This window comes from Halalkaliarchaeum sp. AArc-GB (assembly GCF_031432225.1).
GTDB lineage: Archaea > Halobacteriota > Halobacteria > Halobacteriales > Haloferacaceae > Halalkaliarchaeum.
The window spans coordinates 1-24,445 of sequence record NZ_JAVKGM010000017.1 but is presented as its reverse complement, the minus strand read 5'-3'; the positions used below and the strand labels follow the sequence as shown (position 1 = coordinate 24,445).

The 24,445-nt window shown below is 52.1% G+C and carries 20 protein-coding genes and 3 pseudogenes; 10 read left to right on the top strand and 13 right to left on the bottom strand.

Features of this window, described 5'->3' with window-relative positions; all coding sequences use genetic code 11:
- Positions 1-23: 23 nt before the first annotated feature.
- From RH858_RS13910 to RH858_RS13880, 7 genes and pseudogenes are all read right to left on the bottom strand, one after another.
- Entirely contained in the window at positions 24-485 is a 462-nt protein-coding gene (locus tag RH858_RS13910; RefSeq protein WP_310562183.1) for a GNAT family N-acetyltransferase, read from the bottom strand.
- Positions 486-854: 369 nt separating this feature from the next.
- The gene (locus RH858_RS13905; RefSeq protein WP_310562182.1) at positions 855-1,895 is read right to left on the bottom strand and encodes an SDR family NAD(P)-dependent oxidoreductase; all 1,041 of its coding nucleotides are present in this window, start codon (positions 1,893-1,895) and stop codon (positions 855-857) included.
- Positions 1,896-1,950: 55 nt separating this feature from the next.
- On the bottom strand, positions 1,951-3,078 hold the full coding sequence (locus RH858_RS13900; RefSeq protein WP_310562181.1) for a DegT/DnrJ/EryC1/StrS family aminotransferase: 1,128 nt from the start codon (positions 3,076-3,078) through the stop codon (positions 1,951-1,953).
- Positions 3,079-3,146: 68 nt separating this feature from the next.
- Positions 3,147-3,305 (bottom strand): annotated as a pseudogene (locus RH858_RS13895) (IS701 family transposase); the annotation flags it as partial.
- Between the two features lie 179 nt (positions 3,306-3,484).
- Positions 3,485-3,638, bottom strand: a pseudogene (locus RH858_RS13890) (IS5/IS1182 family transposase); the annotation flags it as partial.
- Between the two features lie 237 nt (positions 3,639-3,875).
- Positions 3,876-5,216: a surface carbohydrate biosynthesis protein gene (locus tag RH858_RS13885; protein WP_310562180.1), complete on the bottom strand. Its 1,341-nt coding sequence runs from the start codon at positions 5,214-5,216 to the stop codon at positions 3,876-3,878.
- A 394-nt stretch (positions 5,217-5,610) separates the two neighbouring features.
- A pseudogene (locus RH858_RS13880) lies at positions 5,611-6,056 on the bottom strand (hypothetical protein); the annotation flags it as partial.
- A 422-nt stretch (positions 6,057-6,478) separates the two neighbouring features.
- On the opposite strand from RH858_RS13880, the gene RH858_RS13875 reads away from it, so the two are divergent.
- Positions 6,479-7,479 (top strand): IS630 family transposase gene (locus RH858_RS13875; RefSeq protein ID WP_310562179.1). Its coding sequence is split into 2 segments (ribosomal slippage): positions 6,479-6,971 and positions 6,971-7,479, totalling 1,002 coding nucleotides; the frame shifts between segments, so codons are not numbered across the junction.
- A gap of 323 nt (positions 7,480-7,802) precedes the next feature.
- On the opposite strand, the gene RH858_RS13870 is transcribed toward RH858_RS13875, so the two are convergent.
- Positions 7,803-9,104: a polysaccharide pyruvyl transferase family protein gene (locus RH858_RS13870; RefSeq protein WP_310562177.1), complete on the bottom strand. Its 1,302-nt coding sequence runs from the start codon at positions 9,102-9,104 to the stop codon at positions 7,803-7,805.
- A gap of 415 nt (positions 9,105-9,519) precedes the next feature.
- On the opposite strand from RH858_RS13870, the gene RH858_RS13865 reads away from it, so the two are divergent.
- Positions 9,520-10,317 carry a nitroreductase family protein gene (locus tag RH858_RS13865; RefSeq protein ID WP_310562176.1) on the top strand — a complete coding sequence of 266 codons (798 nt, stop codon included), beginning with the start codon at positions 9,520-9,522 and terminating at the stop codon, positions 10,315-10,317.
- Between the two features lie 96 nt (positions 10,318-10,413).
- On the opposite strand, the gene RH858_RS13860 is transcribed toward RH858_RS13865, so the two are convergent.
- On the bottom strand, positions 10,414-11,535 hold the full coding sequence (locus tag RH858_RS13860; RefSeq protein WP_310562175.1) for an AAA family ATPase: 1,122 nt from the start codon (positions 11,533-11,535) through the stop codon (positions 10,414-10,416).
- On the opposite strand from RH858_RS13860, the gene RH858_RS13855 reads away from it, so the two are divergent.
- A complete protein-coding gene (locus RH858_RS13855; protein WP_310562174.1) occupies positions 11,441-12,559 on the top strand; it encodes a glycosyltransferase family 2 protein in 1,119 nt (372 codons plus the stop codon). The two genes, RH858_RS13860 and RH858_RS13855, sit on opposite strands and share 95 nt — an antisense overlap.
- A gap of 171 nt (positions 12,560-12,730) precedes the next feature.
- Positions 12,731-14,044, top strand: coding sequence for a hypothetical protein (locus tag RH858_RS13850; protein WP_310562172.1), 1,314 nt, complete (start codon positions 12,731-12,733; stop codon positions 14,042-14,044).
- A gap of 1 nt (position 14,045) precedes the next feature.
- On the opposite strand, the gene RH858_RS13845 is transcribed toward RH858_RS13850, so the two are convergent.
- A complete protein-coding gene (locus tag RH858_RS13845; protein ID WP_310562170.1) occupies positions 14,046-15,161 on the bottom strand; it encodes a glycosyltransferase in 1,116 nt (371 codons plus the stop codon).
- 206 nt (positions 15,162-15,367) lie between these two features.
- On the opposite strand from RH858_RS13845, the gene RH858_RS13840 reads away from it, so the two are divergent.
- On the top strand, positions 15,368-16,576 hold the full coding sequence (locus tag RH858_RS13840; protein ID WP_310562169.1) for a hypothetical protein: 1,209 nt from the start codon (positions 15,368-15,370) through the stop codon (positions 16,574-16,576).
- Positions 16,577-16,580: 4 nt separating this feature from the next.
- Here RH858_RS13840 and RH858_RS13835 read toward each other — a convergent pair whose 3' ends face one another.
- The gene (locus RH858_RS13835; protein ID WP_310562168.1) at positions 16,581-17,744 is read right to left on the bottom strand and encodes a glycosyltransferase family 4 protein; all 1,164 of its coding nucleotides are present in this window, start codon (positions 17,742-17,744) and stop codon (positions 16,581-16,583) included.
- Positions 17,745-17,853: 109 nt separating this feature from the next.
- Between RH858_RS13835 and RH858_RS13830 the strand changes: the two genes are divergently transcribed.
- Together RH858_RS13830 and RH858_RS13825 are read left to right on the top strand one after the other, a co-directional pair.
- On the top strand, positions 17,854-18,831 hold the full coding sequence (locus RH858_RS13830) for a GDP-mannose 4,6-dehydratase (protein WP_310562167.1): 978 nt from the start codon (positions 17,854-17,856) through the stop codon (positions 18,829-18,831).
- Positions 18,831-20,171, top strand: a complete 1,341-nt coding sequence (locus RH858_RS13825) for a nucleotide sugar dehydrogenase (protein WP_310562166.1) — start codon at positions 18,831-18,833, stop codon at positions 20,169-20,171. The genes RH858_RS13830 and RH858_RS13825 overlap by 1 nt, the downstream gene beginning before the upstream one ends.
- Positions 20,172-20,201: 30 nt before the next feature.
- Here RH858_RS13825 and RH858_RS13820 read toward each other — a convergent pair whose 3' ends face one another.
- On the bottom strand, positions 20,202-21,161 hold the full coding sequence (locus tag RH858_RS13820) for an NAD-dependent epimerase/dehydratase family protein (RefSeq protein ID WP_310562165.1): 960 nt from the start codon (positions 21,159-21,161) through the stop codon (positions 20,202-20,204).
- Between the two features lie 39 nt (positions 21,162-21,200).
- Positions 21,201-21,458 carry a MarR family transcriptional regulator gene (locus RH858_RS13815; RefSeq protein WP_310562164.1) on the bottom strand — a complete coding sequence of 86 codons (258 nt, stop codon included), beginning with the start codon at positions 21,456-21,458 and terminating at the stop codon, positions 21,201-21,203.
- Positions 21,459-21,639: 181 nt separating this feature from the next.
- Here RH858_RS13815 and RH858_RS13810 point away from each other — a divergent pair, with 181 nt between their 5' ends.
- The 3 genes from RH858_RS13810 to RH858_RS13800 are packed head-to-tail and all read left to right on the top strand — an operon-like array spanning position 21,640 to position 24,282.
- Positions 21,640-22,536, top strand: a complete 897-nt coding sequence (locus tag RH858_RS13810) for a hypothetical protein (RefSeq protein ID WP_310562163.1) — start codon at positions 21,640-21,642, stop codon at positions 22,534-22,536.
- 1 nt (position 22,537) lies between these two features.
- A complete protein-coding gene (locus RH858_RS13805) occupies positions 22,538-23,404 on the top strand; it encodes a hypothetical protein (protein ID WP_310562162.1) in 867 nt (288 codons plus the stop codon).
- Entirely contained in the window at positions 23,401-24,282 is an 882-nt protein-coding gene (locus RH858_RS13800) for a hypothetical protein (RefSeq protein ID WP_310562161.1), read from the top strand. Before RH858_RS13805 ends, RH858_RS13800 begins: the two co-directional genes overlap by 4 nt.
- Positions 24,283-24,445 lie beyond the last annotated feature (163 nt).

Below are 24,445 nucleotides of genomic sequence, written 5' to 3'. Positions count from 1 at the left end.
CGGATCGACAATGACTTGCCTTCTTACAGTTTTTTCTCGTACTCAATCCGATTCTCTCCAACGTGTTCAACCTGAGTGAATCCAACCTTCTCGAAGACATGCTGAGACGACGCGTTTTCTTCAAATATTTCCGCTGTCACTACAGGGTAGCCATGATCGTCGAGCCAATCAACGGCGAACTCCACTGCCTCAGTTGCGACTCCGTTTCCCCACAAAGTCACTTCTCCAACCCAGACGCCTACGGCCGGCCGGTCTGTGTCTAGTCCCGAGAGGGTGACAACACCGACATCACGCCATCGTTCCCCTTCGTTGACTGTGATAATATAGTCACGGCGGTTTTCGCGCTGTTTCCACCACGATAGGTGATCTTCCCACTTGAGTGGTCCGTCCTGGCCATAGAGCGACCGATAGAGTTTCGGATGCGAACGCCACGCCATTAGCAATTCTAGATCGCTTTCGGTCGCCGGCCGGTACTCGATGTCCATAGTAGCGCATGGACAACCAACCGACTTGACTCTGTTGAGGAGACAGTCGGGCATCGCATTTGCCCTCGTCCGAAACCGTGGCTCGTTTCTCATTGACAGTTACCAGAATCGATGATCACCCAGTGATGGATTACGCAGATCGTCCACTACCCAAGGGAAATTATCATATCAAACTGATTTATCAGCCTACAGTACACTCTTCGGAAGAAGGTTGTTAGTCGGTTAGAGTTGGCGCTGTAGAAGCGTAGCGGGCAAATAAGTCCATACTATCATGGGAAAGCAGCTGAGCGTATCATAGATATCCTCAAAACGACAACGTTTGATCGCAAACTCTGGATAACCGTTTAACCGTTTCGAGTTGTGACCAAATTAGGACCCCTTATCTGGCATCTCCATATCGAGAGAGGCAGCTTCTATGAGATCAATCAATTCGTTTTTGGGAAGTCGCCGTGCATCTTTCGAGGTGTACTCGTTGTCAACGACTTCAGCGTCCGCATAGTTCACTGAGTCGTATCCTGGAACATCAATCTGGGGAAGAATGACATACATATCGTCCAACTCGCGAGCCTGCATACTTTCGTCAGTAGAGACGAGTTTTTCGTGTGTTCGTTCGCCCGGTCTCGCGCCCATAATTTCGATGTCGATCTCCTCTGGACTCTGTCCAATACGCGGTGCATATTCCTCAACCATTGCCTCGGCTAGAGTACCAACCCTGAAGCTCGGCATTTTGAGCACAAAGACCTCTCCGCTGGTCATGCGCTCGTGGGCTTGAAGGACCAGCGCCGCTGCTTCTTCAATCGGCATAATGAACCGCGTCATCTCCGGATCAGTCACGGTAACCGGCCCTCCATCCCTGATTTGTTGCATAAACAGAGGAACCACCGATCCACTCGATCCCAGGACGTTGCCGAAGCGGACACAGCCGAACTTGGTTTCGCGTTCTCCCTTGTACGTGTTTGCAGCGATTGTCAAGCGCTCCGAGAGGAGTTTAGTAGCGCCCATTACGGACGTCGGGTTCGAGGACTTGTCCGTACTCACGGCAACGACGGACTCGACCTCGGTTTCGAGTGCCGCCCGAATCAGGTTTTGTGTCCCCTGAACGTTCGTCTGAACAGTCTCGAATGGATTATATTCGTTTATTGTAACGTGCTTTAGTGCAGCTGCGTGAAATACGACATCGATATTCTCCATCGCAAGTTCGAGACGATCCTGATCACGGACGTCACCCAAAAGGTATCGAACCGGTGTATCTTCACCCAGTTCGTTTTGGAGATTAAACAGACCCTCCTCGTTGTTATCGAGAACGCGAACCACGGAAGGGTCCTGTTTCAGAATTTCTTCGACCAGATGAGAACCGATAGAGCCACAGCCCCCGGTGACGAGCACGTTCTTTCCCGCGAGAGACGTCATGTGTTCATACCCCGAGTCAGTGAGTAAACCGTTTTCGAAGTCCGAACGAATAGAGTTATTCGACCGCGTCAGCCACTGCGTCGACGATCCGAGTCGTTTCCTCCGTGGAGAGGTTCGGGTGCATCGGTAACGATAGCACCCGACTCGAGATGTCATCCGTGACCGGAAGATCCGGAATCTCGTCTTTCGTTTCTGTATAGTACTCGGTCCGGTGGACTGGCGGATCCCAATACACCTTCGAGGCGATATTTCGATCGTCTAGCGTTTTGATCACGTGATCCCGATCGATCCAGTCGGCGAGTTCGACAGTGTACAGTTGATAGACGTGAGTGCCGTTCTCCGGCGGTTCGTGCGGTTGGACGCCATCGACGTCACCGAATCCGTCGTCGAGTTCGGCGGCAGCTCGTCGACGTCCTTCGATGAGCGAGTCGATTCGATCGAGTTGTGAACAGCCGAGTGCCGCCGTAAGATCTGACATCCGAATGTTGGTGCCGAGGTCGACATACTGGCCGGAGTCGGAACTCTCGAAATAGTCGCTCGACGCGCGCCCGTGCGATCGATATAGTTTCACCTTCTCGGCGAGTTCGTCATCGTCAGTAACGACGGCACCGCCTTCTCCGGTCGCGACGATCTTGTTCTGGCAGAAGCTGAGTGCAGCGACGTTCCCAAACGTTCCAAGCTTCCGGCCACCGTATTCCGCGCCGAGGACTTCCGCGGCGTCCTCGATTACAGGAACATCGTGATCATGTGCGATCCGAACGATTTCCTCGATCCGACACGCTGTTCCGTACGGGTGCACGGGAATGACTCCTGCGGTTGTGTCGGTGATTTGCTTCCCCAGACTTTTGGGGTCAATTCCGTACGTTTCAGGCTCGATATCGACGAAGATCGGATCGGCTCCGGCGAGACGAACCGCGTTTGCCGTCGCGATGAACGTGAATGACGGAACAATCACCTCGTCGCCTTCACCGATGTCTAGTGCTTTGATTGCGGCGACGAGTGCAGTGGTTCCTGAGTTCCCTGTGAGGGCATGGTTAATATTGAGTTCGTTTTCTAACTTGGATTCGAAAGTTGAGACGTAGGGTCCTTTAGCCCAGTATCTGCCTCGTTCAATGGAATTTCTTGTGTTTTTGAGATCGTTCTGGTTCCAATCGATCTCAAACAGTGGAACTGTATCATCCATACCCAGAGATGTTAGTCTTATCTGGTAATAATGTACGGCCATTCATTTGGTCGTATTAAGTTAGAAATTCAACTTTGCACATTGGGCACGGCTTTTGAGTGGACAAAGAGGTCGTCGATCGCTTCTATGAAATCATCGACGCCGCGATCATTGTCCTCTCGAACCCACGAAAGTAGGTTCTAGACGGCTTCCATCAGGGAGTGTTCGTGGTTCGCTCGAAATGATGACGTTGGGGTTGAGACAGCGATCCAAACTCGTAGAACACACCCGTATACGACAAGAAATTCGGGATCGGCATCATCCGCCCTTACCATCCTCTACGTTTCGTCCTACTTCAACGGGCAAAGCTGAGTTTAGGGATGTCAAACATTTCACTGAGCAAACCCACCGCAATGCGGTAGGATTAGCCCAGCTCAATTCGGAGTGGATGCAAGGTGATAATCACCCATTCAGCGAACCCTCCACCCCCTTTCGGGGCCGGCGAGTTCGTCTGGATAAGCGACTACTGCTTTGACCTTAGCCACCGTAACACGTGTGAAGAGACAAATTTCGTTTCTCATATCGATCCGTCTCTTCGCCTGCTACTAGATAATGGAGTCGTCGGCTTTACGTTTAGCGGAACTACGGAGCCGTTTCATAACCTTTGAGTGTTTGTCAATGTGTGAATCACCAATGTGTTGTTACACATTCTTAATACAAACATGCCTTGAGTACTAAAGCCGAGCGAGCACTTGACAGCCCAACCCACGGTTTCGGACATGGAACGCTGATTGTGGCGGGTTTCGCCGATTCCTAAATCAACACTTTGCAGTTACACAAAACGTATCTTCTAACTTGTTATGCCGGCGGATGCTAACTTTATTGACATCTATTAGATCAGAAATATCGTCTATTTTTTGTTTGATCTCATTATCAGTTATGTGTGGGAATTTTTGATTAGAAGTTTTCCAACTCTCTTTTAATCCTGAACTCCTTATAAAATATAACGACTTATGTCCAAGTGAGTAAACGATAATCCTCTTGAGACGTTCTTTAATGCCAGGTGGATTTATATCACTTGACACCTCATCAACCGGTAATTCGATATTATTGATTATATTTGCTATCCTATCTGCTGAATTAAAGTCTATATTTCCGATGTGGATTTTCAACTGATCTTTTTTCTCCTCACTCATCATGTATGTAGAATTCTGATAGTAAAGATCTGACTGTACTCTCTTAACTAATTTGTCTACTGATTTTATCCGCTTACTCACAAGGTTTGGGACATCAGATCGAACTTGATCTTTTTCCTTCTTTATTGGATCGTAAGCATAGACATTTCGTTCCATTAGAGCTGCCTCAATACCGGTTGTACAACTGTTATGTATAACTACTTGTGATCCAGCTATCCAATCTCGGACGTCACCACGGTGTATGACTTTAATGTTACCGTAATCTTTAAATTCTTTTTCATATGTTAAAAAATTTTCTGATGGATGAGGACGAACGATAATATTATTTTCAACACTTTCTCCTAGAGTATGGATCATGTCTATAAAGGACAAATACATGTTCTTTACATATTCATATCTTTCCCCAAAATTATATACGTCACTAGTACCTTTAAGAACGTTCTTTGGCGGATTATTGCACGAACTATGGTTAGCGATCGAAAAGTTAGTATTGATTAAAATATAGTCACCAAATTTCTCTACCAACTTTTTAGACCTTCTTTCGTATATACTTCTTAATGGAGGTTGTAGTAAATCAAACCGGGGATTACCTGTGACTGAAATGTTTGTATTTGTACTATTTCCTTCGACGATTCTCTTAGATCGGTCCCCCCACGCTAAATACCAGTCAATATTTTCAAGTCGTTCAGCACTTATCCGTTTACTATAGGTTGCTTCATCCGCAAAGATACCTCCTTCTGAATCCAACAATAGTACTTTGGCTCTTATTTTATCTGCTTTATTCCGATCAACACTATTGCAATTACTGATATATATGTCAGGATCTATTATATCAAACCCCCGGTTCACCGATGAGGACCTGCCAAGATATACTTCATGACCATCACTAGCCAATCTTATAGCTAAATATAGCTTGCTATCCAATTCCCGGACTCTTGTTTCTATTGGTATACTAACCTTCATGTGGAGATTATTCGATAGCTGATCGTGCGTGCTGCAACTACTTTTGATTGGTTTCTATTTATTTGCTTCTGTCTTTCGCTCATACCAACAAGTCTTAAACTCAGTAATGAAGAGTGCATTGGTTGGTGTTGTTAGCCGCTCCGTTGTAGTTTCAGTACCTCACAAAGCATCGCCAGTTATCCAGACTTGAGTTACCTGTTCTGGTGTGATGAGTCATCGGTAACGGTTGAGCAACGCTGATCGAAGACTGAACTTTCGCTGTCGGCGACTGACCGCCGCCTACGCGACAGCGTAGCCACTTGCGAAAACGCTTTCTCGGTCAGAGACTATCAGTGGAACCGGTCGTAAGTGGCCAGTTTCCAGGGACGGCCCGACGTACCGCGATGGCCGTCTACGCTACCCGTCGAACCACATTCCTGAACTCCTTGTATGGCCACTACCAGAGGCGACGCTCCCCACAGCGGGGCGTCGCCACGTACCTCAAGTAGATATACCGCCAGGTGTTCTGTAACAGCAGGTTGATCACCACAAACAGCAGCCGAAGTACCGGATCTTTCGAGGTGGGGAAAATAACGTCGCCTCCGGGAGTTCCCGCTGAATCGTCGAGTCTCACTTGATGATCGGCATCACCTAGGCGAGGTTGTGGACTTAGAGGAGTGTGAAATACTTGCCCTCGTAGAATTCGCTGTCGAGTTAGACGGTCTTTACCTCGAACTTGAACTCATCGGGGAGGCCAAGGAACTCCCCGAGAACGTAGCTGGCGGTGTCGCCGCCAGTGAGACTGCGCACCGCCAGCGTGTATCGTTTGTTGTTTACGCAGCTTTGGGAGGTACTGAGACTCGAAATTCCGTTTCGAATACCTCCTCAACGAGCCACGATTGAGGAATGAGTGCTACCGAAATAGCAGTCCCGCCAGTAACGAGGATTACTACTCCAAACGTTCTTCTGTCGGAGATTGTTGATACTGGTGAGCTGTCGCTGTAGAGTCGAAGAGGACAAGGGCACCGCTGACGCGGTGCCCGACACGAATGATTCCGCTCGATGCATTTGGGTCGGAATCGGTCGCAGCGGATCTGTTGCAGCAGGTTCGCTGGCGCGACACGTGACTCTCGCCGCATCGAGGCCTCTCAAAAGATCGGCTCAAACATTATCTCCGAGCGTTCCAACTCAGACGAAAACTCTACCGCAACCCCGTACGAAAAGCGCTCAAACACGCTATAGTAACCGTTAGAATTATTTGCCCGTAAAGGGTAGAACTTGGTGTGGACCACCTCGAGAAAATCACCCTTGACGAGCTTCATGAAGCACTGGACTCAGTCGAAGATAAAAAGCCGACTCAGCGACTCTTGGCCGCGATCGCGTATAAAAACGGCATCTCTCAAACCGAACTCGCTGAATGGTTCGGAGTCGGTCGAAGAACGATCTACAGTTGGCTCCAGCGTTTCGATACGGACGAACCGCTCTGGGAGGCGGTTGCTGATGATCATCGATCTGGAAGAAATCGGAAGCTCTCAAAATCTGAACTCGAGGAATTTCGAGAAACACTCCACGAATCGCCAGAAGAAGCGGGGTACGACGAACCGGCATGGACGACGAAACTTGTTCGACATCACCTCAACGAATCGTACGACGTGGAGTACTCGATACCGAGCTGCCGACGATTGCTCAAAGAAGCCGGCCTTAGCTACCAGAAACCTCGTCCAGCAAACGCCAAAGCCGAACCAGAAGATCGCGAGGAGTTCGACCAAATCCTCAAAAAAAGCGCAGGGATTTGGACGCCAAAGTAGTGTGCATCGATCAGACGAAAACGTCGGTAAATGGCGATCCGACACAAGCCTGGTTCGAACGAAATTCGCGTCCAAACGTCGAATTATCTGGCCTGCGCGACTGGACGTGTTTGCTCGGGGCAGTCACCGAAGACGGTGAATCGTTCTTTTCGCGATTTCCCGAATACGTCACTGCCGAACACGCTAAACATTTCATCTTGGCAATATACGAAGAATTCGAAGAGGATTTGATCGTCGTTCACGATGGTGCGTCCTATTTTCGAGCATCGGCCGTCACGAACCTGGCGGACCGTGACGGCATCGAATTCGTTCGGTTACCTGCGTATCGGCCAGATCTAAATCCGGTCGAGGAATGCTGGAGACAGCTAGAATCGGCGCTTGGCAACCGCTACTTCGAATCTCTGAACGAGCTTACACGGACGATCGACACGGCTCTGACTCAATTGAGTCTCCCTGTAGTGAGTAATTACTTCTAATGGTTACTATATCAAAGCGACTCTCTGAATCAACAATGTGCTACACAAGAGCGTACTCCAAAAATAGAATCCAAAGACATCGTTAGCCCAATTTCTGACGGGTCAATCCTCGGCGATATATTTGCGTACGCCGTTAAATATCCCTGATTCCGTGAACACAAAAAGTAGGCTATAAACGGACATACCGAGGGTGTAGTTACCCTACCCGCCGCTACCGAGCAGCCGAACGATTATCGCAATTGTCATTATGCCCATGAATATAACACCGATCCTAGACCCGCATATCGAGACGAAAGCTCGTAACAGGTTTCGAGCCATTCGAATCAGTCGTCAAATAGATCGCCGAACAAATCGTTTTGCTGAATTTCATCGACTTTTTCCCCAATCAATTCCGACTCGCAGTCGTAAGAATTACACATCTGTTCAACCGCCGAAACCAGTTCTTGCTCGTCGATTTCGTCTCGCCCCTCGAAAAAGTAGGCTGACTGGTCAAATCTATCCAGAAGTTCCCGATACTTGACTGCCCAACCGATCGCGATCGCAGGGACCTGATTTTTGTAAGCGTGAACGAGCGAGTGATACCGTGACCCGAGTAGGAAGTCGAACTGACGAATGATGTGTTCGAGTTCGATCGCGTTCAGATCCTCCTCAAAGAGAACAACATTGTCGTTTTCGCTGAAACGCTTCTCTATCTCCCTGCAGAGGTCCAGATCCTCGATCGAATGTCTGAGTACGTAGGTCGTTTTTCCATTCTCGAGTAGTGCTTCGATAGCGGCGTCGTAAACCGAGTAGAGTTCTTCGGGATCAGTTCGCTCGAACACTTGAGAATTGGGTACGATACCGACAGCCTCCGATTCGAGATCTTTTCGTTCGAGATCCGGCTCGGACGTGTAGATATTGGCGGGATCGTATCCCTCGTTCTGCAATACGATATCGAACTCTCGTCGAACGTTATTTCGGGTGTACGGTGCGAGCGACTTCACACCGGCCTGTTCTCGAGGACAGATGACGTCCGGGTACGAAAGATAGGTCTGCATCAGAGGATTGAGCAAGAGTTTCGATGCTGAGGAATAGTCGAATGGTCCAATAGACTGAGGAAGTATGTACATCGGGACGTCATATTCACCTGCGATAAGAATATCGGTGAGATATATGAATGAGGTCTTTGCACCCATCTGCGATGAGAGAGCGAATCCGTTTATATCGATTAACATACTACAGTCTTCGAGAACATTCTTGACTGCTTTTTTATCCTGTTTCGGATACTGTGTGGTGTTTCCGAAGTCCAATTCAGGAGAGAGAAGAGACAACTGCGTTTCTGGTCCCCAAGGAAGGATGTTGAACTCGTACTGAGCCTTCTCATCCGGATCTCGTTCGTAGTCCCGCCCCGAAAGAAGATAGACGTCCTTCTCCGGATATCGTTTGGACATCTGATCTACGACGGTGAACGTCATCGCCTGCGCTCCTTTATTGAAGAGTTCACCACCGACGATGACGATAGAATCCCCTTCCCTCGAAGGCGTTGAAACCTCCTTGTCAGTGAAAAACAGATCGGACAATAATCGTTTCTCGACAGCAGCTACGAGAGAGACGTTCCGAATGGGTTTGCGATACTCACCGCACATGCGTTAGAACCATTTCTGCAATCAATATAAGCCACCCGATACCGTCCCGAAAAGAGAGAATTGAAGTGCTATCCGGGGTTCCGTACTCAGAAAGATGCCGTCACTCACCTCCCGAGCAAAATCGACATACCGTGAAGAGGGCGGATGGTCCCTTCTGCGAAAGGGAAAGCAATTCGTCCTGAGAAAATTCTTCGATCGTTTCGTCTGGAAAATTCTCCCTAAGAACACGGTTTTTCGGACAATAGCCCGATCACGCGTACTTACTGCTCTCTTCTTTCTTCTCAAGGGAACGTTCTATCGAGAGCAGCGTTCCGTTTTGTGCGGTATCGCAAAATATCACGAACTCGAAGAACAGCAGCAGGCACCTCGTCATCGGATTATCAGGAGTATCCATCGAATCGAGAAGGGCCTCTCAATGAAGGATCGGAGGCCAGTATTTGCAGAATCGTACATTAGAGAAGTCGTCGGTGACCTGATCACAGCATGGGATCCGGAGAACGACGACGATCAGCTCCGGTGGGCAGTCGACGTTCTCGTCGAGTACTTCGATACCGTCGAACGGACAGACATCATCTCCGAAGCCGAAGACGAGTTCGTTGAATTCCTCTCTGGCATCGACTATTCCCCAGACAACCGCGTTCCGTTTCCGCGGAAGGAGCTCGACGACTCTCCCGTTTCGATAGACGAACTAAAGCAATTGGCAGTTCGGAGAACGAGCACTCGCTGGTTCGAACAGCGGGACGTTCCGAAAGAACCCGTCGACGACGCGCTGGAGGTGGCTATGCAGTCTCCGAGCGCGTGTAACAGGCAGTCCTACGAGTTCCGGCTGTACGACGATCCGGAGATGATTGACGAGATCACATCGCTAGCGATCGGCGCGTCGGGATACAAGGACAACATTCCTCTTCTCGCGGTGATCGTCGGCAAACAGCGGGCATACTTCAACGACCGGGACAAGCACGTGATCTACATCGATGCGAGTCTGGCTGCGATGGCGTTTCAGTTCGCACTGGAGACGCAGGGGCTCGCTTCCTGCAGTATCAACTGGCCTGCGATTCCGGAGAACGAGCGCCAGATGGAGGAACTCCTCGATCTCGACTGTGACGAGAACGTCGTCATGTTGATGGCGATCGGGTATCCGGATCCGGATGGGATGATTCCGTATTCGGAGAAAAAAGCGGTCGAGACAGTGCGATCGTACAACAGATATTGAACACGGGTACCCGATAACTCACACACCTCGTACCGAGTGAGTTCTCACACCCGAGCCCCTCTAGTATTCGTACCCCCACACCTCGTACCGAGTGTACTACTCGCGATCGAGGGCCTCGACGACGACCTCGGGAGATCGGAGCAACTGGTGGACCCGATAGCTCCCCTCCCCGTGACCGCCACCGGTGTGTTCGCTTTCGGTGATGCCCAGAAACGCCTGCTCCTTGGGAAGGCGCTGGACCCGATCGTAGCTCAACGGAGACGATTCCGTTTGACTGACGACCTTCCCGTAGGCGTCGTACACCTCAGCAGTGCGGAACCGCGTCCCCTCCGTCGTCTCGGTGAGTAACGCGAGCGCGCGAAGGACGTGTTTCACGTGCGGCGTCTGTCCACTCACGAGTCGCTGGAAGCGGTTGATCTCCGCCTTTCGGAAGGCGGCGTCGACGTGACCTTCGGTGACGGTCGTGGCGCCTTCCTTTTCGGCGAGACGCCCGGCCTCGTAGAGCACGTCGATGGCCTTGCGTGCGTCCCCGTGTTCCCGGGCGGCAAGCGCGGCGGTCTTCGAGATTACGCCGTCCTCGAGAACTCCCTCGACGAAGGCGTCGCGGCGGTGATCGAGGATCGCCCGGAGCTGCGTGGCGTCGTAGGGATCGAAGACGAGTTCGTTGTCCTGCAGGGACGAGTCGACACGTTCGCCGAGTCGGTCGCGGTATTCGATCTTGTTGCTGATGCAGATCACGCCGATCATCGTGTCGGACTTCCCGCTTTCACGGGCACGAGAGAGGCTCCGCAGCAGGTCGTCGCTTTCGAGTTTGTCGATCTCGTCGAGCACGACGACGAACGCGTCCACGTCGTGTTCTGCGAGCAGTTCCCACGTGATGTCGCGGTAGTCCGCCGCGGCGATCCCCTTCCGGGGAATGGACTTGTCCGCCGCCGGATCGCCGAGGATCGACCGGAGGTCGCGGGCCATCTCCCGGCTCGCCTGCGTTTCCGTCCCGTAGTCGGAGCAGTCGACGTAGGCCGACGCCAGCGTGTAGCCGTTCTCGGCGGCCTGCCGTCTCGCCTCCCTCGTCACACACCTCGCAACGAGTGATTTTCCGGTGCCGGTCTTGCCGTAGATAATCGTGGTCTCCGGCGGTCCACCGTGGATCGCGGGAGCGAGCGCGCTGCCGACGGGTTCTATCTTCGGAGAAAAAAGCGGACGAGACGGTTCGATCATACAATCATCATCTTTTACTCCCGAAGGTTCATCACCAGCGAGTCCCCAAAGTAAGTACGATAAAATGCCCCAAGCGAGTGTAATCACTGCAACTTATAATAGGGCAACAACACTACCGCGCGCGATCGAGAGTGTCCTTTCTCAATCATTTGGTGATTTTGAATATATAATCGTAGATGATGGATCTGACGATGGTACGGAGGAAGTTGTTGAAGAGTATGACGATGATCGCATCAAATACATACAGCTCCAGAACAACCGAGGAGCGAACATCGCTCGAAATATTGGAATTAAGAAAGCAAGCGGCAATTATATCTCAATACTGGATTCGGACGATGAATACCATCCAAAGCGGTTAGAGAAAACAATTTCAAGATTGAATAGCCTTTCAGATGAATTTGGTGCCGTATATCATTCTTACCAACGTGTTCAGGACAACCAGATGCTAGGGGTTCGAAGAACCAAGAATCAAGAATTAACTCTAGATGATTTACGGCACGGGAACGAGATCGGGAGTTTTTTAGCTGTAACATTTCGGTCAGAAGTATTTGAGGAAGTAGGTATATTAGATGAAGAGATGGTTGCTGGACAAGACTATGAATTCTACCTCAGAATGGCTAAACACTTTAAATTCAAAGGAATATCAGACTGTCTAGCAACATATCATCTATCACCAGATGCTATATCGTCAATTTTCGACCGAAAACAAAAAGCGAATGAACAATTATTATGCCGTCACGGTGATATACTCAGCGATAAGCGACATGCTAAACACTACTATAGTCGATTCTTCATTCATATCCACGACGACGATATAGATAGTGCAAGATCTGCATTGATAAAATCAATTCAATATAATCCCTATTTCTTGTTGCCATACTATTACTTATTTTTTACCCTCATGGGAAAAACAGGATTCGAATTCGGCGACCAGATCAAAAGGTATATTAATAAATTTCTATTACTGGTTGTTAATGTATTTGAATTACAAGAAACTCCAGATGGACATCAAACACTTAAATAACATGGGTTTGATGATCATCGGTAGTTACACTAACGACTCAGGTTCAACGCCTCCAAGATGAAATATCATCCGTCACTTATAATCCCTCTTCCACAATAATCTGGCACAATTATGTGGTCAAAAATTCATAAAATACTATATACAGCTGCGGTTAGGTTCCAGACCGACACAATGACCGAATTAGAAGTACTTCGGTCACTTTCAACTAATGAGATAAAGAAAGTCAGAAAATACCAGACTAAAAAGCTTTTAGAACTATTGAACTACGCAAATAACAATTCTCCATATTATTCTAAAAAGATTCCTGATTCGGTCCTCACAAATGACGTACAGAAATTTAAAGTGGAACATATGGAAAAAATCCCAGTGCTACAAAAGCAAACTTTAAAAAATGAAAATGGAAATATATCAGTAGAAAATTTAGAAAACAGAGATTTCTTTCGAAATCGTTCTGGCGGATCAACAGGTGAACCAGTTGAATTTGTCCAAGATCAGCAATACCTTGATTCGGCACGAGCTGTAACGATTCTTTTTGATGAATGGAGTGGCTATTATATAGGAGAGAGAAGAGTCAGGCTGTGGGGTTCTGAACGGGATCTGTTTCAAGGTCAAGAAAAGATCATGACGAGGATTAAGCGATATCTGAAAAATGAGATCTGGCTCAATTCTTTTCGAATGACGGAGGAGGATATGAAAGAATACGTAGAGAAAATCAACTCGTTTCAGCCCGTTCAACTTCTGGGATATGCAGATAGCACATATGAGTTAGCGAAGTTCGCCGAAGCAAAAGGTCTCGAAGTTCATTCACCGACAGCCGTAATGACTTCTGCAGGGAAGCTCTATCCTCATATGCGAGAGCAGATTGAACAGACATTCGACGCTCCAGTATACGATCGCTACGGGAGCCGAGAAGTTGGGGATATCGCCTGCGAATGTTCCAACCACGAAGGTCTGCACATCTCGTCTCCAACTCACTTCGTTGAAGTCGTCGACGATGATGGCAACCACGTCGACAAAGGAGAACAAGGCCATGTTCTTGTCACATCGTTAACTAACTATTCAATGCCGTTTATCCGGTATCGTATCGGTGATATGGCTGTATGGGGAGGGTACGACTGCTCTTGTGACCTTCCATTCCCCGTTCTAAAAGAGATTTCCGGGCGAGAAACGAGCATGTTTTACACGAAAGATGGCGACGTAGTTTCGCCTGAATACTTTATCCATCTTCTCGGGGTCGTCCTTGATCCCGAATGGCTGGAGAAGTTCCAAGTCGTGCAGCAGAAACACGATCACGTGGTCGTAAAGTGCGTGCCCAGTATCCCACAAACTCGAGTTGAGGAGGACTATTCCAATAGTCTCCAAGAGATTACCGAAAAGATTCAGTTGGTATTGGGCGATGATTGTACCGTTGACTACAACTTCGTTTCAGAGATTCCGCCGAGTGATTCAGGAAAATATCTCTACGCAGTTTCAGAAGTGAATTAAACTATCTTGGCTCTGTAACCTGGGCGTAGAGATCCTCAAATTCAGAAACCATCCGTTCTATCGTAAACTCTTCACGCGCATAAGCCGCTGCTGTACTTCCTAATTTTTCTTGTCGACCGCTATCATCCAATAGTTCCACAAGTTGGTTCGCGATTGCGTCGCTATCGTGCGGAGGCACGAACAATCCCGTTTTTCCGTCGTCAATGAGTTCGGAGTTCCCGTCAACGGGCGTGGCCACGATGGGAAGGCCGGCGATCATCGCCTCCATCAATGCCCCCGGGAGTCCCTCGTAGTGAGAAGGGAATACAAATACATCCATTGCGTCTAGGAGATCAGGAACGTTGTCTCGTTGGCCAGCAAAAACTACGGAATCGCCACAACCCAAATTCTGTACTTTTGCCTCAAGACCGTCTCTCTCAGGGCCGTCCCCTACGAATAACAACTGGGCCTCTGGCTTGGATTCGAGAACGGTTGGCCATGCCTCCAAAAGGTCGTAGTGGCCTTTACGTTCGATCAAACGGCCGACAGTTCCGACTACAGGATGTTCTCTCTGAATACCGAGAGAATCCAGTAGTTCAGGGGTCGCCTTCCCGCTTCGATACCGAGAGATGTCACGACCATTTCGAATCACGGAGACTTTTTGTGGATTTACACCATGCTCCGTGATAAAGTCAACACCAGACTCAGAATTTGAGACGACGTGGTCCGCACGAGAATGAACAAAGCCTCGAACACTACTTCTAATGAAGGTTGGATCATTAGGGACTGTTCGAACCCCGGTTATAACTGTCGTATTATTATTCAAGTTCCCACCCAATATTGCGAGTAGATTATCATAGAATAGAAAAGAATGGATTATATCTGGCTGTTCCTGTCTGACTGCGCGGAAGAATTTCAACGGTGCTCTAACATCTAATTTGCTTTTTGCATTAAGGGATCGTAGAGTAATAGAGTTAGGAAGTTCCTCTGCAAGTGGATTCTTATCTTCAATCGTCCACAAGGAAACATCAAATTGGTCAAGATCAAGACCATTCACTAGTTCCAGTAAAGTACGCTCTGCCCCCCCTACCGACAAGTTCCCGATAACATACCAAACACGGGGCCGAGTATCTTCCATCAGTTGGCTAGATTATCACCTCCGATTATTAATGCCGTGGAATCGAAAAGGGTATTAATTACAATGTGTTTATCGTATAATATAAAATGCCACCGTCTATACTCTGGCTATCCGTAATATTCCGACATATATAATGAGCTGTACGATAATCTGCTGTACAAGCTTCGATTGCGTCGTCTGAAAAGACGGAGGCACTAACGAAATCAATGGACAAGGCCACAAAACAAGCACTGCCAGTTTTCGCTGTCGCGTTTTGTATTCGGATTGTTGCCGCAATTATAACGACTGTTACAAACCTCAATCCGGATTCCACAGCTGATGCTGTCAGATTTGAGAATACTGCAGCATTAATCGCACAAGGTATACTCAAAGGCGAGCCGTATTTGTTGACATCAGGGTCATTGAAAATCACCGAATTTTTGATTCCACTGTCTTCCCCAGAAATTTATAAACTGTGGGGTACGTTCCTCGCTCCGTTCTGGCTACTTCCAGGGCCAAGCGGACTCTACGCACGACTTGGAACTGCTTTTTTGGGGGCTTTTGCAATCTATAATGTCTATGTTCTAGCTCGCTACTATCACTCTCATAGAGCAGGGGTCATCGCTACACTACCAATGATGTTCTATCCGAGTATCGTCGCGGTCCACAGTACCTTGCTCCGCGAAGCTCTCGTTTTATTTGGAATTACTACGGCAGCACGCGTGCTATTGGTTCCCTCAAATAAACGATCGAGACTAATTTCCTATGTTCTCGCCGGAGGCCTTCTACACGTTGCGCTATTACTTCGGGATGATAATGTTATCGTCTATGCTGCTGCGATAGCTACCGCCGTCACCGGGTACGCGATTACATCAGGATATTTATCGAAACGTACCCTCGGAATCGGAGCCGCACTTTCACCGATTGGATTTGTTCTTTCATTACCAGTCATACAAGACGGGATTGAATTCCTGGCGCGTACACGCGAACTACGTGCGAGGGGCCGGGCAGTATATCTTCCCGATGTTATTCCGCAAACAGTCTTTGAACTTGCAGCCTTTAGCTGGATAGGAGCAGTATACTTCCTTTATGCTCCGTTCCCTTGGATGATAGAAACTATGCCTGATTTGCTTGTCGGCATTGAAGGAATAGTAAGTATGGGATTTACTCTTGCAGGAATGTGGGGGATACGCTCGATGATCCAAAAAAACAAACCTGTAACAGCAGGCCTTATCGTCGGGCTCGTTCTCGCTGTCGTTCTTTATGGAGTTGGAACCGTGAACTACGGAACAGGGATGCGACATAGACAGATGTTCCTTTGGGTGATCTTTTTGTTCGGCGGAATCGGAATTGCAGAACAGATCGAATTCAAGTGGGCGTTCCAGAGCGAGAATAGTCCGGACCTCAGATCAGGCCAAATTTCTGACCGGGAATAGACTTTCATCCACCATTAGAAATCAAGCCGTGATACACTTCCGAATAATCGGACACCATTCGATCAGTCAAAAAGTGTTCCGTCCGCTGGCGGCCAGCCCGCCCGAATTGTTTACGTAACCTCGGAGAACGAACGAACCGCTCTAATTCATCCGCCAACCGGTCCACATCTCCAGGTTCGATAAGTATTCCTGTTTCCTCTTGATCAACGATTTCCGGAATTCCAGCAATATTGGTTGCAAGAACAGGAAGGCCGGTAGCCATCGCCTCAATGATGACAAGGGGTGTTCCCTCTCGAAATGAGGGAAGAACGAGAAGATCACAACCAGACATGACCTCCGGGATATCTTCTCGGTACCCCAAAAGGAAAACGGTCTGATCGAGCCCCCGTGATCGAATTTCAGTCATCAGATAATCGCGAAGCGGACCATCTCCCGCAATGAGAACGGACAGATCGTTTGCATCGAGACGTTCAACTGCATCAAGGAGAACGTCGAATCCTTTTCCCTCTACTAGTCGACTTACCATTAAAATTCGGACGCCAGACCCGGGCAGATCATCTGTTGGCGAAGCGTCGTGAAACTCATTAAGTTCGATGCCGTACTTGATTGTCCGATACTGTTCTGCACGGCCGATATTATTCGAGAGATATTCCTCAGAAATCACATCTGCGATAGAAATCATCTCGTCCGTCCACGGTGCGGCCACTCTTTCACACTGCTTGACAAACCAGTTGAGAATGTCATTTCGGTCCTCCGTGAATGGGACTCCATGGATAGTGTGTACGACGTTTGGCGCACCAGCAAGTTGAGCAGCAGTACGACCAATGATTCCTGCCTCAGTACTATGGGTGTGGATGATGTCGAATTCGTGCTTCTGGATGTACCGAGCAACTGTAAATACAGCTCCTATCGCAGTGAGTGGGTTGTAATGCTTGATCAGAGGGAACTGTTTCGTGTCGACTCCCTTCTGTTGGAGTTCATTGACCAGATGTTGATCAAATTCGGCACCATATCCAACGGTCACGTCAAATCCGTCGACTTCGGTGGCGATCGGAACGAGCGCATTGACTGCCCCACCATCAATAAGCCTCGTTATGAGATGAAATATCCGTGGTTGTGCAGACATGGTTTCCTTATTCTGTTCAATCGCAAGAGTATAGGAAAACATATTCGATATTTCCACAATCAGTTCAAAAGTGAATCGTCCAAGAACAGTATGACAGCGAGGCAAGATACGAAAGGTACTCTTTTCTCGGACTAAAAGAATCGCCAATCACATGACGATTCTCATTACCGGGGGGGCAGGATTCATCGGTTCCCATCTCGTCGATCACCTCCTCAACGAGACGAATCACCGAATCCGTGTCCTCGATGACTTTTCCACCGGCGACGCCACAAACCTCGAACACCTCGACACCGACCGACTCGAGGTGCATACTGGCGATATCCGGAACGCCAAAACAGTGTCTGCCGCTGCCGAGGATGTCGATTTTATTTACCACCTGGCGGCCGCCGTCGGTGTCCAAAACGTCGTCGACAACCCACTCGAATCACTCAGAATCAACCTCCGCGGTACCGAAAATGTACTTGAAGCAGCCCATGCCGACAACATCCCGACGTTTATCGCCTCCTCCTCGGAGGTCTACGGCAAGAGTGAAGATCTCCCGTTTTCCGAGACAGACGATCGAGTCATCGGTCCGACGACTGTTACACGATGGGGATACACCACCGCCAAGGCAACTGATGAGTTCCTCGCACTCAGCTATCACCGCAAGCATGACCTCCCGATCGTGATCGGACGATACTTCAACATCGTTGGGCCACGGCAGACCGGGGAGTATGGTATGGTAATTCCCACGTTCGTCGAACAAGCACTAACAGGGGAACCCCTTACCGTCTACGGCGACGGCACCCAGACCCGGAGTTTCACCCACGTCGCAGACGCGGTCCAAGTGACCCACGAACTCTTGGAGACACCCGACGCCCATGGGGAAGTGTTCAATGTCGGTGCTCCGAACCCCACAAGTATAAACGACCTCGCCGAGCGCGTACTCGAGATGACAGGGAGCGACTCTCAGATCAGCCACGTTCCCTTCGAGGAGGCATTCGATGAGAATTTCGAGGAGCCCGACCGACGCGAACCGGACGTCTCGAAGCTTGAGTCCGTGCTGGGTTGGGCACCCGAAACGGATCTCGATCGTATACTTGCGGACGTCATCGAGGCACGTTCGGAAACACGACCGGGGGTGACTTGATGAGCTATTCACTCGACGACCTCCACCTTCGACTTGGGGATCGGGATGCCACAATCGGTGTCATCGGACTGGGATACGTGGGCCTCCCGCTGGCACTGGAGTTCACTGCCGCTGGCTTCGATGTCGCGGGGTTCGACATCGACCTCGGTCGAGTCGATCGCCTCCTGCACGCAGACAGCTACGTTGACGACGTGAGCGACGCCGCCTTACAGAAAGGGCTCGATTCCGGATTCACGCCAGGGGCGGAACCCCAGGTTGTCGCGGACTGTGACGCGTACGTGATCGCAGTCCCGACCGGTATGAACGACAAGACAGGGGAACCCAGGATGGATGCCGTCGAGGCCGCTACCGAGACGGTCGCCGAGCAGTCGGGTTCTCGGAAGACGCTTGTCGTCGTCTCCAGCACCGTGTATCCTGGAGCGACCCGCGAAGTCGTCGCCCCAATCGTTGAGGAGGGACGCGACGCACCGACTCATCTGGCCATGGTTCCAGAGCGGTTGAATCCCGGCGGCGACGTTCCGTTCGAGGAGATCCCATTGGTCGTTGGTGCCGACACGAATCCGGCACGGGAGGCTGCCGTCGAGTTGTTCGACGCCGTCGTAGCCGACACTTACCCAGTCGACTCAACCGAGACAGCCGAACTGACGAAGACGCTCGAGAACACTTACCGGATGGTGAACATCGCTCTGGTGAACGAATTGGTCACGCTGGCCGAAGGACTTGAGGGCGACGTGTGGGAGGCGATCGATGCAGCCGCCACCAAACCATTCGGGTTTCAGTCGTTCTATCCAGGCCCCGGCGTGGGTGGCCACTGTATTCCGATCGATCCGCAATTCCTCGTGTGGCGTGCCGACCAGTTCGACGGAGACCTGGCGTTTATCCGGGACGCCCACCGGGTGAACGAGCGAATGCCGGAGCTGGTCGTCGATCGCCTGGAAACGATGTTGTCAGGCCGAGGGATCTCACCAGAGGACGCGACTATCGTTGCGCTGGGTGCTGCATATAAACCCAATGTGGGGGACACCCGAAATTCTCCGGCACTACGGGTCGCCGATCGACTGGACGATCGGGCGAAGGTAACCGTAGTAGATCCGCACGTAGACGATGAAGGAACAGCCCGACGACTTCTTCGATCACCTGAAGAGGCTGACCTCGCAGGGGCAGACGCCGTCGTCCTGCTGGTGGATCACGACGCTTTCGATCTGGAGTACGTTGGAAAAACCGCGAAGTTCGTATTTGACACCCGAAACGCGATGCCACCAGAATGCGATGCCGATGTCGTGACCCTGGGAGAAGTAACCGAACAGTCACACTGGAAACCCGATCTTCTAGCGCGTTGAGGGATCAACATATAACCAACGCCAATACAGCTAGTCGTCCGCCTCGCTGTTTTGACGAAATTCGACGAGATTTCTTAGTCCTTCCTCGAGCGTTACTTCAGGTGTGAAGTCGAGTCGGTTCTGAATACGCTGGATATCTGCACGGCTTTTGGAGACATCGCCTGGGCGTGCCGATTCATGGACGAGCTCCGAATCAGAGTCAGAAACATCTCGGATCAGTTTGGCGAGTTCCAGAATCGAGATCTCGGTGCCAGTGCCAACATTGAACGCTTCCCCGACGACATCCGTCGTCGCTGCACGAATATTGGCCTGCACAACGTCAGAGACATGAACGAAATCACGTGTCTGAGTACCTTCCCCATGAATCGTGATCGGCTCTCCCGACAGGGCCTGATCGACGAAAATACTGATTACTCCCCCATATGGTCCCGATCCCTGGCGTGGGCCATAGACGTTGAAGTAGCGAAGGGCTACGGTTTCCAGTCCGTACAACTCGTTATATAAGCGTGCGTAGTGATCGAGAGCGAGTTTATCGAGTCCGTATGGTGACGACGGTGTCTTCGAATCCTCCTCGGAAACCGGGAGCGTTTCTGGTTCGCCATAAATGGCAGTGCTCGACGCGAGCACGACACGAACATCGTGTTTTCGAGCCTCCTCGAGAATGGTAAGCGTCGCATCGAGATTCGTTTCGTGACTCTCGATCGGGTTCTCGACGCTCTCGTTGACGCTTACGATCGCAGCTTGATGGAAAACAATATCGATCCCCTCGAAGGCTCGTCCGAGAGTCTCCCCCTCTCTTATATCTCCCCGAACGAAGTTGGCTGCCTCCGGGACGTAGTCCCGATTGCCGTTCGAGAGATCGTCAAGCACAGTAACGTCACAGTAGTCGACGAGTTGGTCAGCGAGATGGCTTCCAATAAAGCCTGCGCCGCCTGTAATGAGCACAGAGGAGCCTTCAAGAGTTTCCAACTCTGAACGAATTTGTCCCATACTACTACCCGTTCTCCGATTACCATTTAATCCGCGGTTTTACTCTTCTCTCGGATCCGCCACGAACTCGTACAACCCCCCACGATTCAACTGCTCGATCCACCCGGCGTTCGCCAGGTTCCGCAGCGCGTACTCCACCTGTCCCTTGTCGAGATCGGAGTGCTCCCGAACGTACAGCGGATTCACCCGCCCCCACGGCTCGCCCGTGTGACGGCCCTCCCGAAACAGCTCCAGCACCCGTTCCTCGCGCTCGGTGGGCTCGTACTGCTCGTTGACCATCCCTGTCGCCACGTTCACCGCCGGGATATATAAGGCTCAACCAAACGCCTGACAAACGACCGAACGATTTGCTAAACATTTTGCTTAGCAAAAACACTAAATACCATCCGCCACAACGAGAAATCAGAAGCGCGGGACGCCGCGGAGAAATCCGAGCCGGTGGTGGCGCACCGACCCCGCGCTTCGTCGGAGACGAAGCATGACAATCCACGACATCGCCGGAGTTGAACCTTCCGGCACGATCGCATCGCGGGACGCGTTCGTCCGCATCCGGACGGACCTCCTGGTGATCGGCGACAGTATCATGACCGATCGCCATCACGCGTCCAACAACAACTACCGGGACGACGACCCCCAGAACCAGATCGGCGGCATCATCCCCGCCTTCCCGCTGTCGGGCTGGCTCCGCCACGGGATGGAACGCGTCGTCCAGGAAGCCGGCGGCACCGCCTGCCATCCGGGCGAGGCCGACGCCAACTTCAAAAAACGCGACGTCTACGACCGCGATCTGGAGGCGGGCTACCACGAGAAGGGCGCCTGCGTCGACGACCCGACCACCGACCCCGGCTGCGTGATCTTCGACCTCTTCGGGGGCTTCAGCGACCGCCCGGGGAAGGTGATGCGCCGCCCGATCCGGTTCAGCCCCGTCCGGTCGACGGTGGACTACACGCGGGGGCAGGCCGAGGGGCACTACCGCCGGCTCAACCGCAACGTGGTCTCGCGCAACCCTGACGACGACCGCCAGCCCCTCCGAAACGCCGAACTCGACGCCGTCGCCAACCTCGACGGGGCGTGGCACCTCTCCTTTCGGGAGCTGAAACCCGAGTTCCTCGGCCTCCTCGCGGAGGCGGTCGACTTCCTCGACGCCCACGCCACCGGCTTCATGCACCAGCTCGGCGGCGCCCGGAACTTCGGCGCCGGGATCGTCGACTGCGACCTGATAAACCCCCTCTACGACGAGTCCGAACTGAAGCGCGTCTTCGACCGCCACGCGTCCCCCACCGACGCGATGGACCGAAAGGACGACCGCTGGGCCGACGAGCACCGTCCAGCCGTCGTGGAGGCGCTCCACCGCCGGATCGAGGAGGGGCCGTGAGATGGCCGGCGAGGCAGTCGACATCGATCGGGACGACCCCCTGTCGGACGATTCCCGCCCGAACGATTCCCGCCCGGACGACCCGATGCTTGTGGCCTACCGCCACGACGCCCACAAACTCACCGGGCACCCCCACGAGGCGGCCCCGGAGACCCACGCCGGCGTCCCGGTGAACCGGACCGTTCCCCTCGGCGCCGACGGGGACGCCGCCGCCCTGAGCCGCCCCGGTGCCGACCCCCGACAGACGGTCGACAACCACGCGACGGGCTACCGCCTGTCGGTCCTCACGGGCGAGACGCAGTTCGACCTCGAGAACGCCTCCCGGGCCACCCTCGCGTCGGCGATCGACGACCTGCTCGCGATCCCCGATCCCGAGACGGCCCACCGGACCTGGCTCACCTCCGACGTGGCCGCCCTGTTCAACGAGTCGTCGTACTACCCGTACACGAGCCTCAAGTACCACACCCTGCTCGTGGCAGCGCTTTTGGACAACTACCGGGCCGGCCACGACTTCGCCGACCTCCGGCTCGTCGTCGATCCCGGGGACGTGATCGTTCCCCACCGGACCGTCTACGTCGATCGCGTCGACACCGTCGACGAGGCCGCCGAGATCGACGACGACACCGACACCGGCGACTTCGCACTCCGGATCACCGGCGACCCGACCCCCGATCGGCCGACGACCCGACTCGGGACCCACCCTCGGCGCTCGTGGGCGAGTACCTGGTCGAACCTCCCGGCTCATCCCCTGGAGACGGACCGCGACCGGTTCGACAGAGTGCTGGACGCGAACCTCCGCCGGATCCGGAGCTGGTCGACGGCCCTGCAGTACCTCGAGGACTTCGGGGGCTGGAGGCCGGAGCGATGACGCGGATTCAGCAGGTCCACTGGGAGCTGGAGATGGATTACATCGGCCACCCGTACTACGTCTCCGGGAACGCCATCCTGCACGCCCTCGGACAGCAACTCCCCGCTGAAATGCTCGGCACGCTGCAGGCGAGCCATGGGATGTTCGTTCCGGGCCAGTACGGAACGTATCCGGAGGAGCACTCACAGTCCGGATCACACCCCACGCTCGGTAACGGACTGTCCGAGGTCGCCGCCTACGAGGATCTGTTCCTCTTTCGGAACCCGGCGCAGCGCTGGCTCATCGATACGCGACCCCGGGACGCCGTGAACGCGCTCTCCCTGCGACCGCAACGTGGCCACCCGGCGTTGGCTTCCGAGACGATCGTTGGACTCCCGGAAGAGCATCGGTTCGATACGCGACCGACGCGATGGTTCGTCAGCGCCTACCTGCATGCCACCGACGGGGAGGTGCTGCCGATCGATGACGACTCACTCGACGGGCTCCAGTTCGGGGGCAAGCGAAACTACGGATACGGCACCACCGAACTGGTGGACACGCAACTGGTCGATCTCGACGCGCTCGATTACTCAACCCTCGAGGCGTGTACCACGTTCGAACTGGAACTACTGACACCGTTCGTGCTCGAATCGGCGTATCCGAACGCCAACGATCAGTCCGTCCCCTGGTGGTGGACGGAGACACGGGACGACCTCCGCGAACGAGAGGAACGTATCGTCGAACAGCGGGAGATGTACCGACTCAGAACCGTCGATCACGGTCAGATCGTCTCGTACAATGGTGACACACCCGTCGAAACGGCAAAAAACGGTGTCTGTCGCGTCGGGACGCATTCGAGATACGGCTTCGGTGAGTTCCGACTCGTCCCTCTCGACTAACACGCATCCGGATACGTCACGACGACGCAATCATAAAGAAATCAGGTTCACACACCTAATCGACTCATCGCGTGGACGTGATACTGGCCCACACCCTTCGTATCAGACCGTCGGCTGTCGGCTCTTCCGAGGGCGACCGCGCTCCCGCGCGCGGTCGACAACG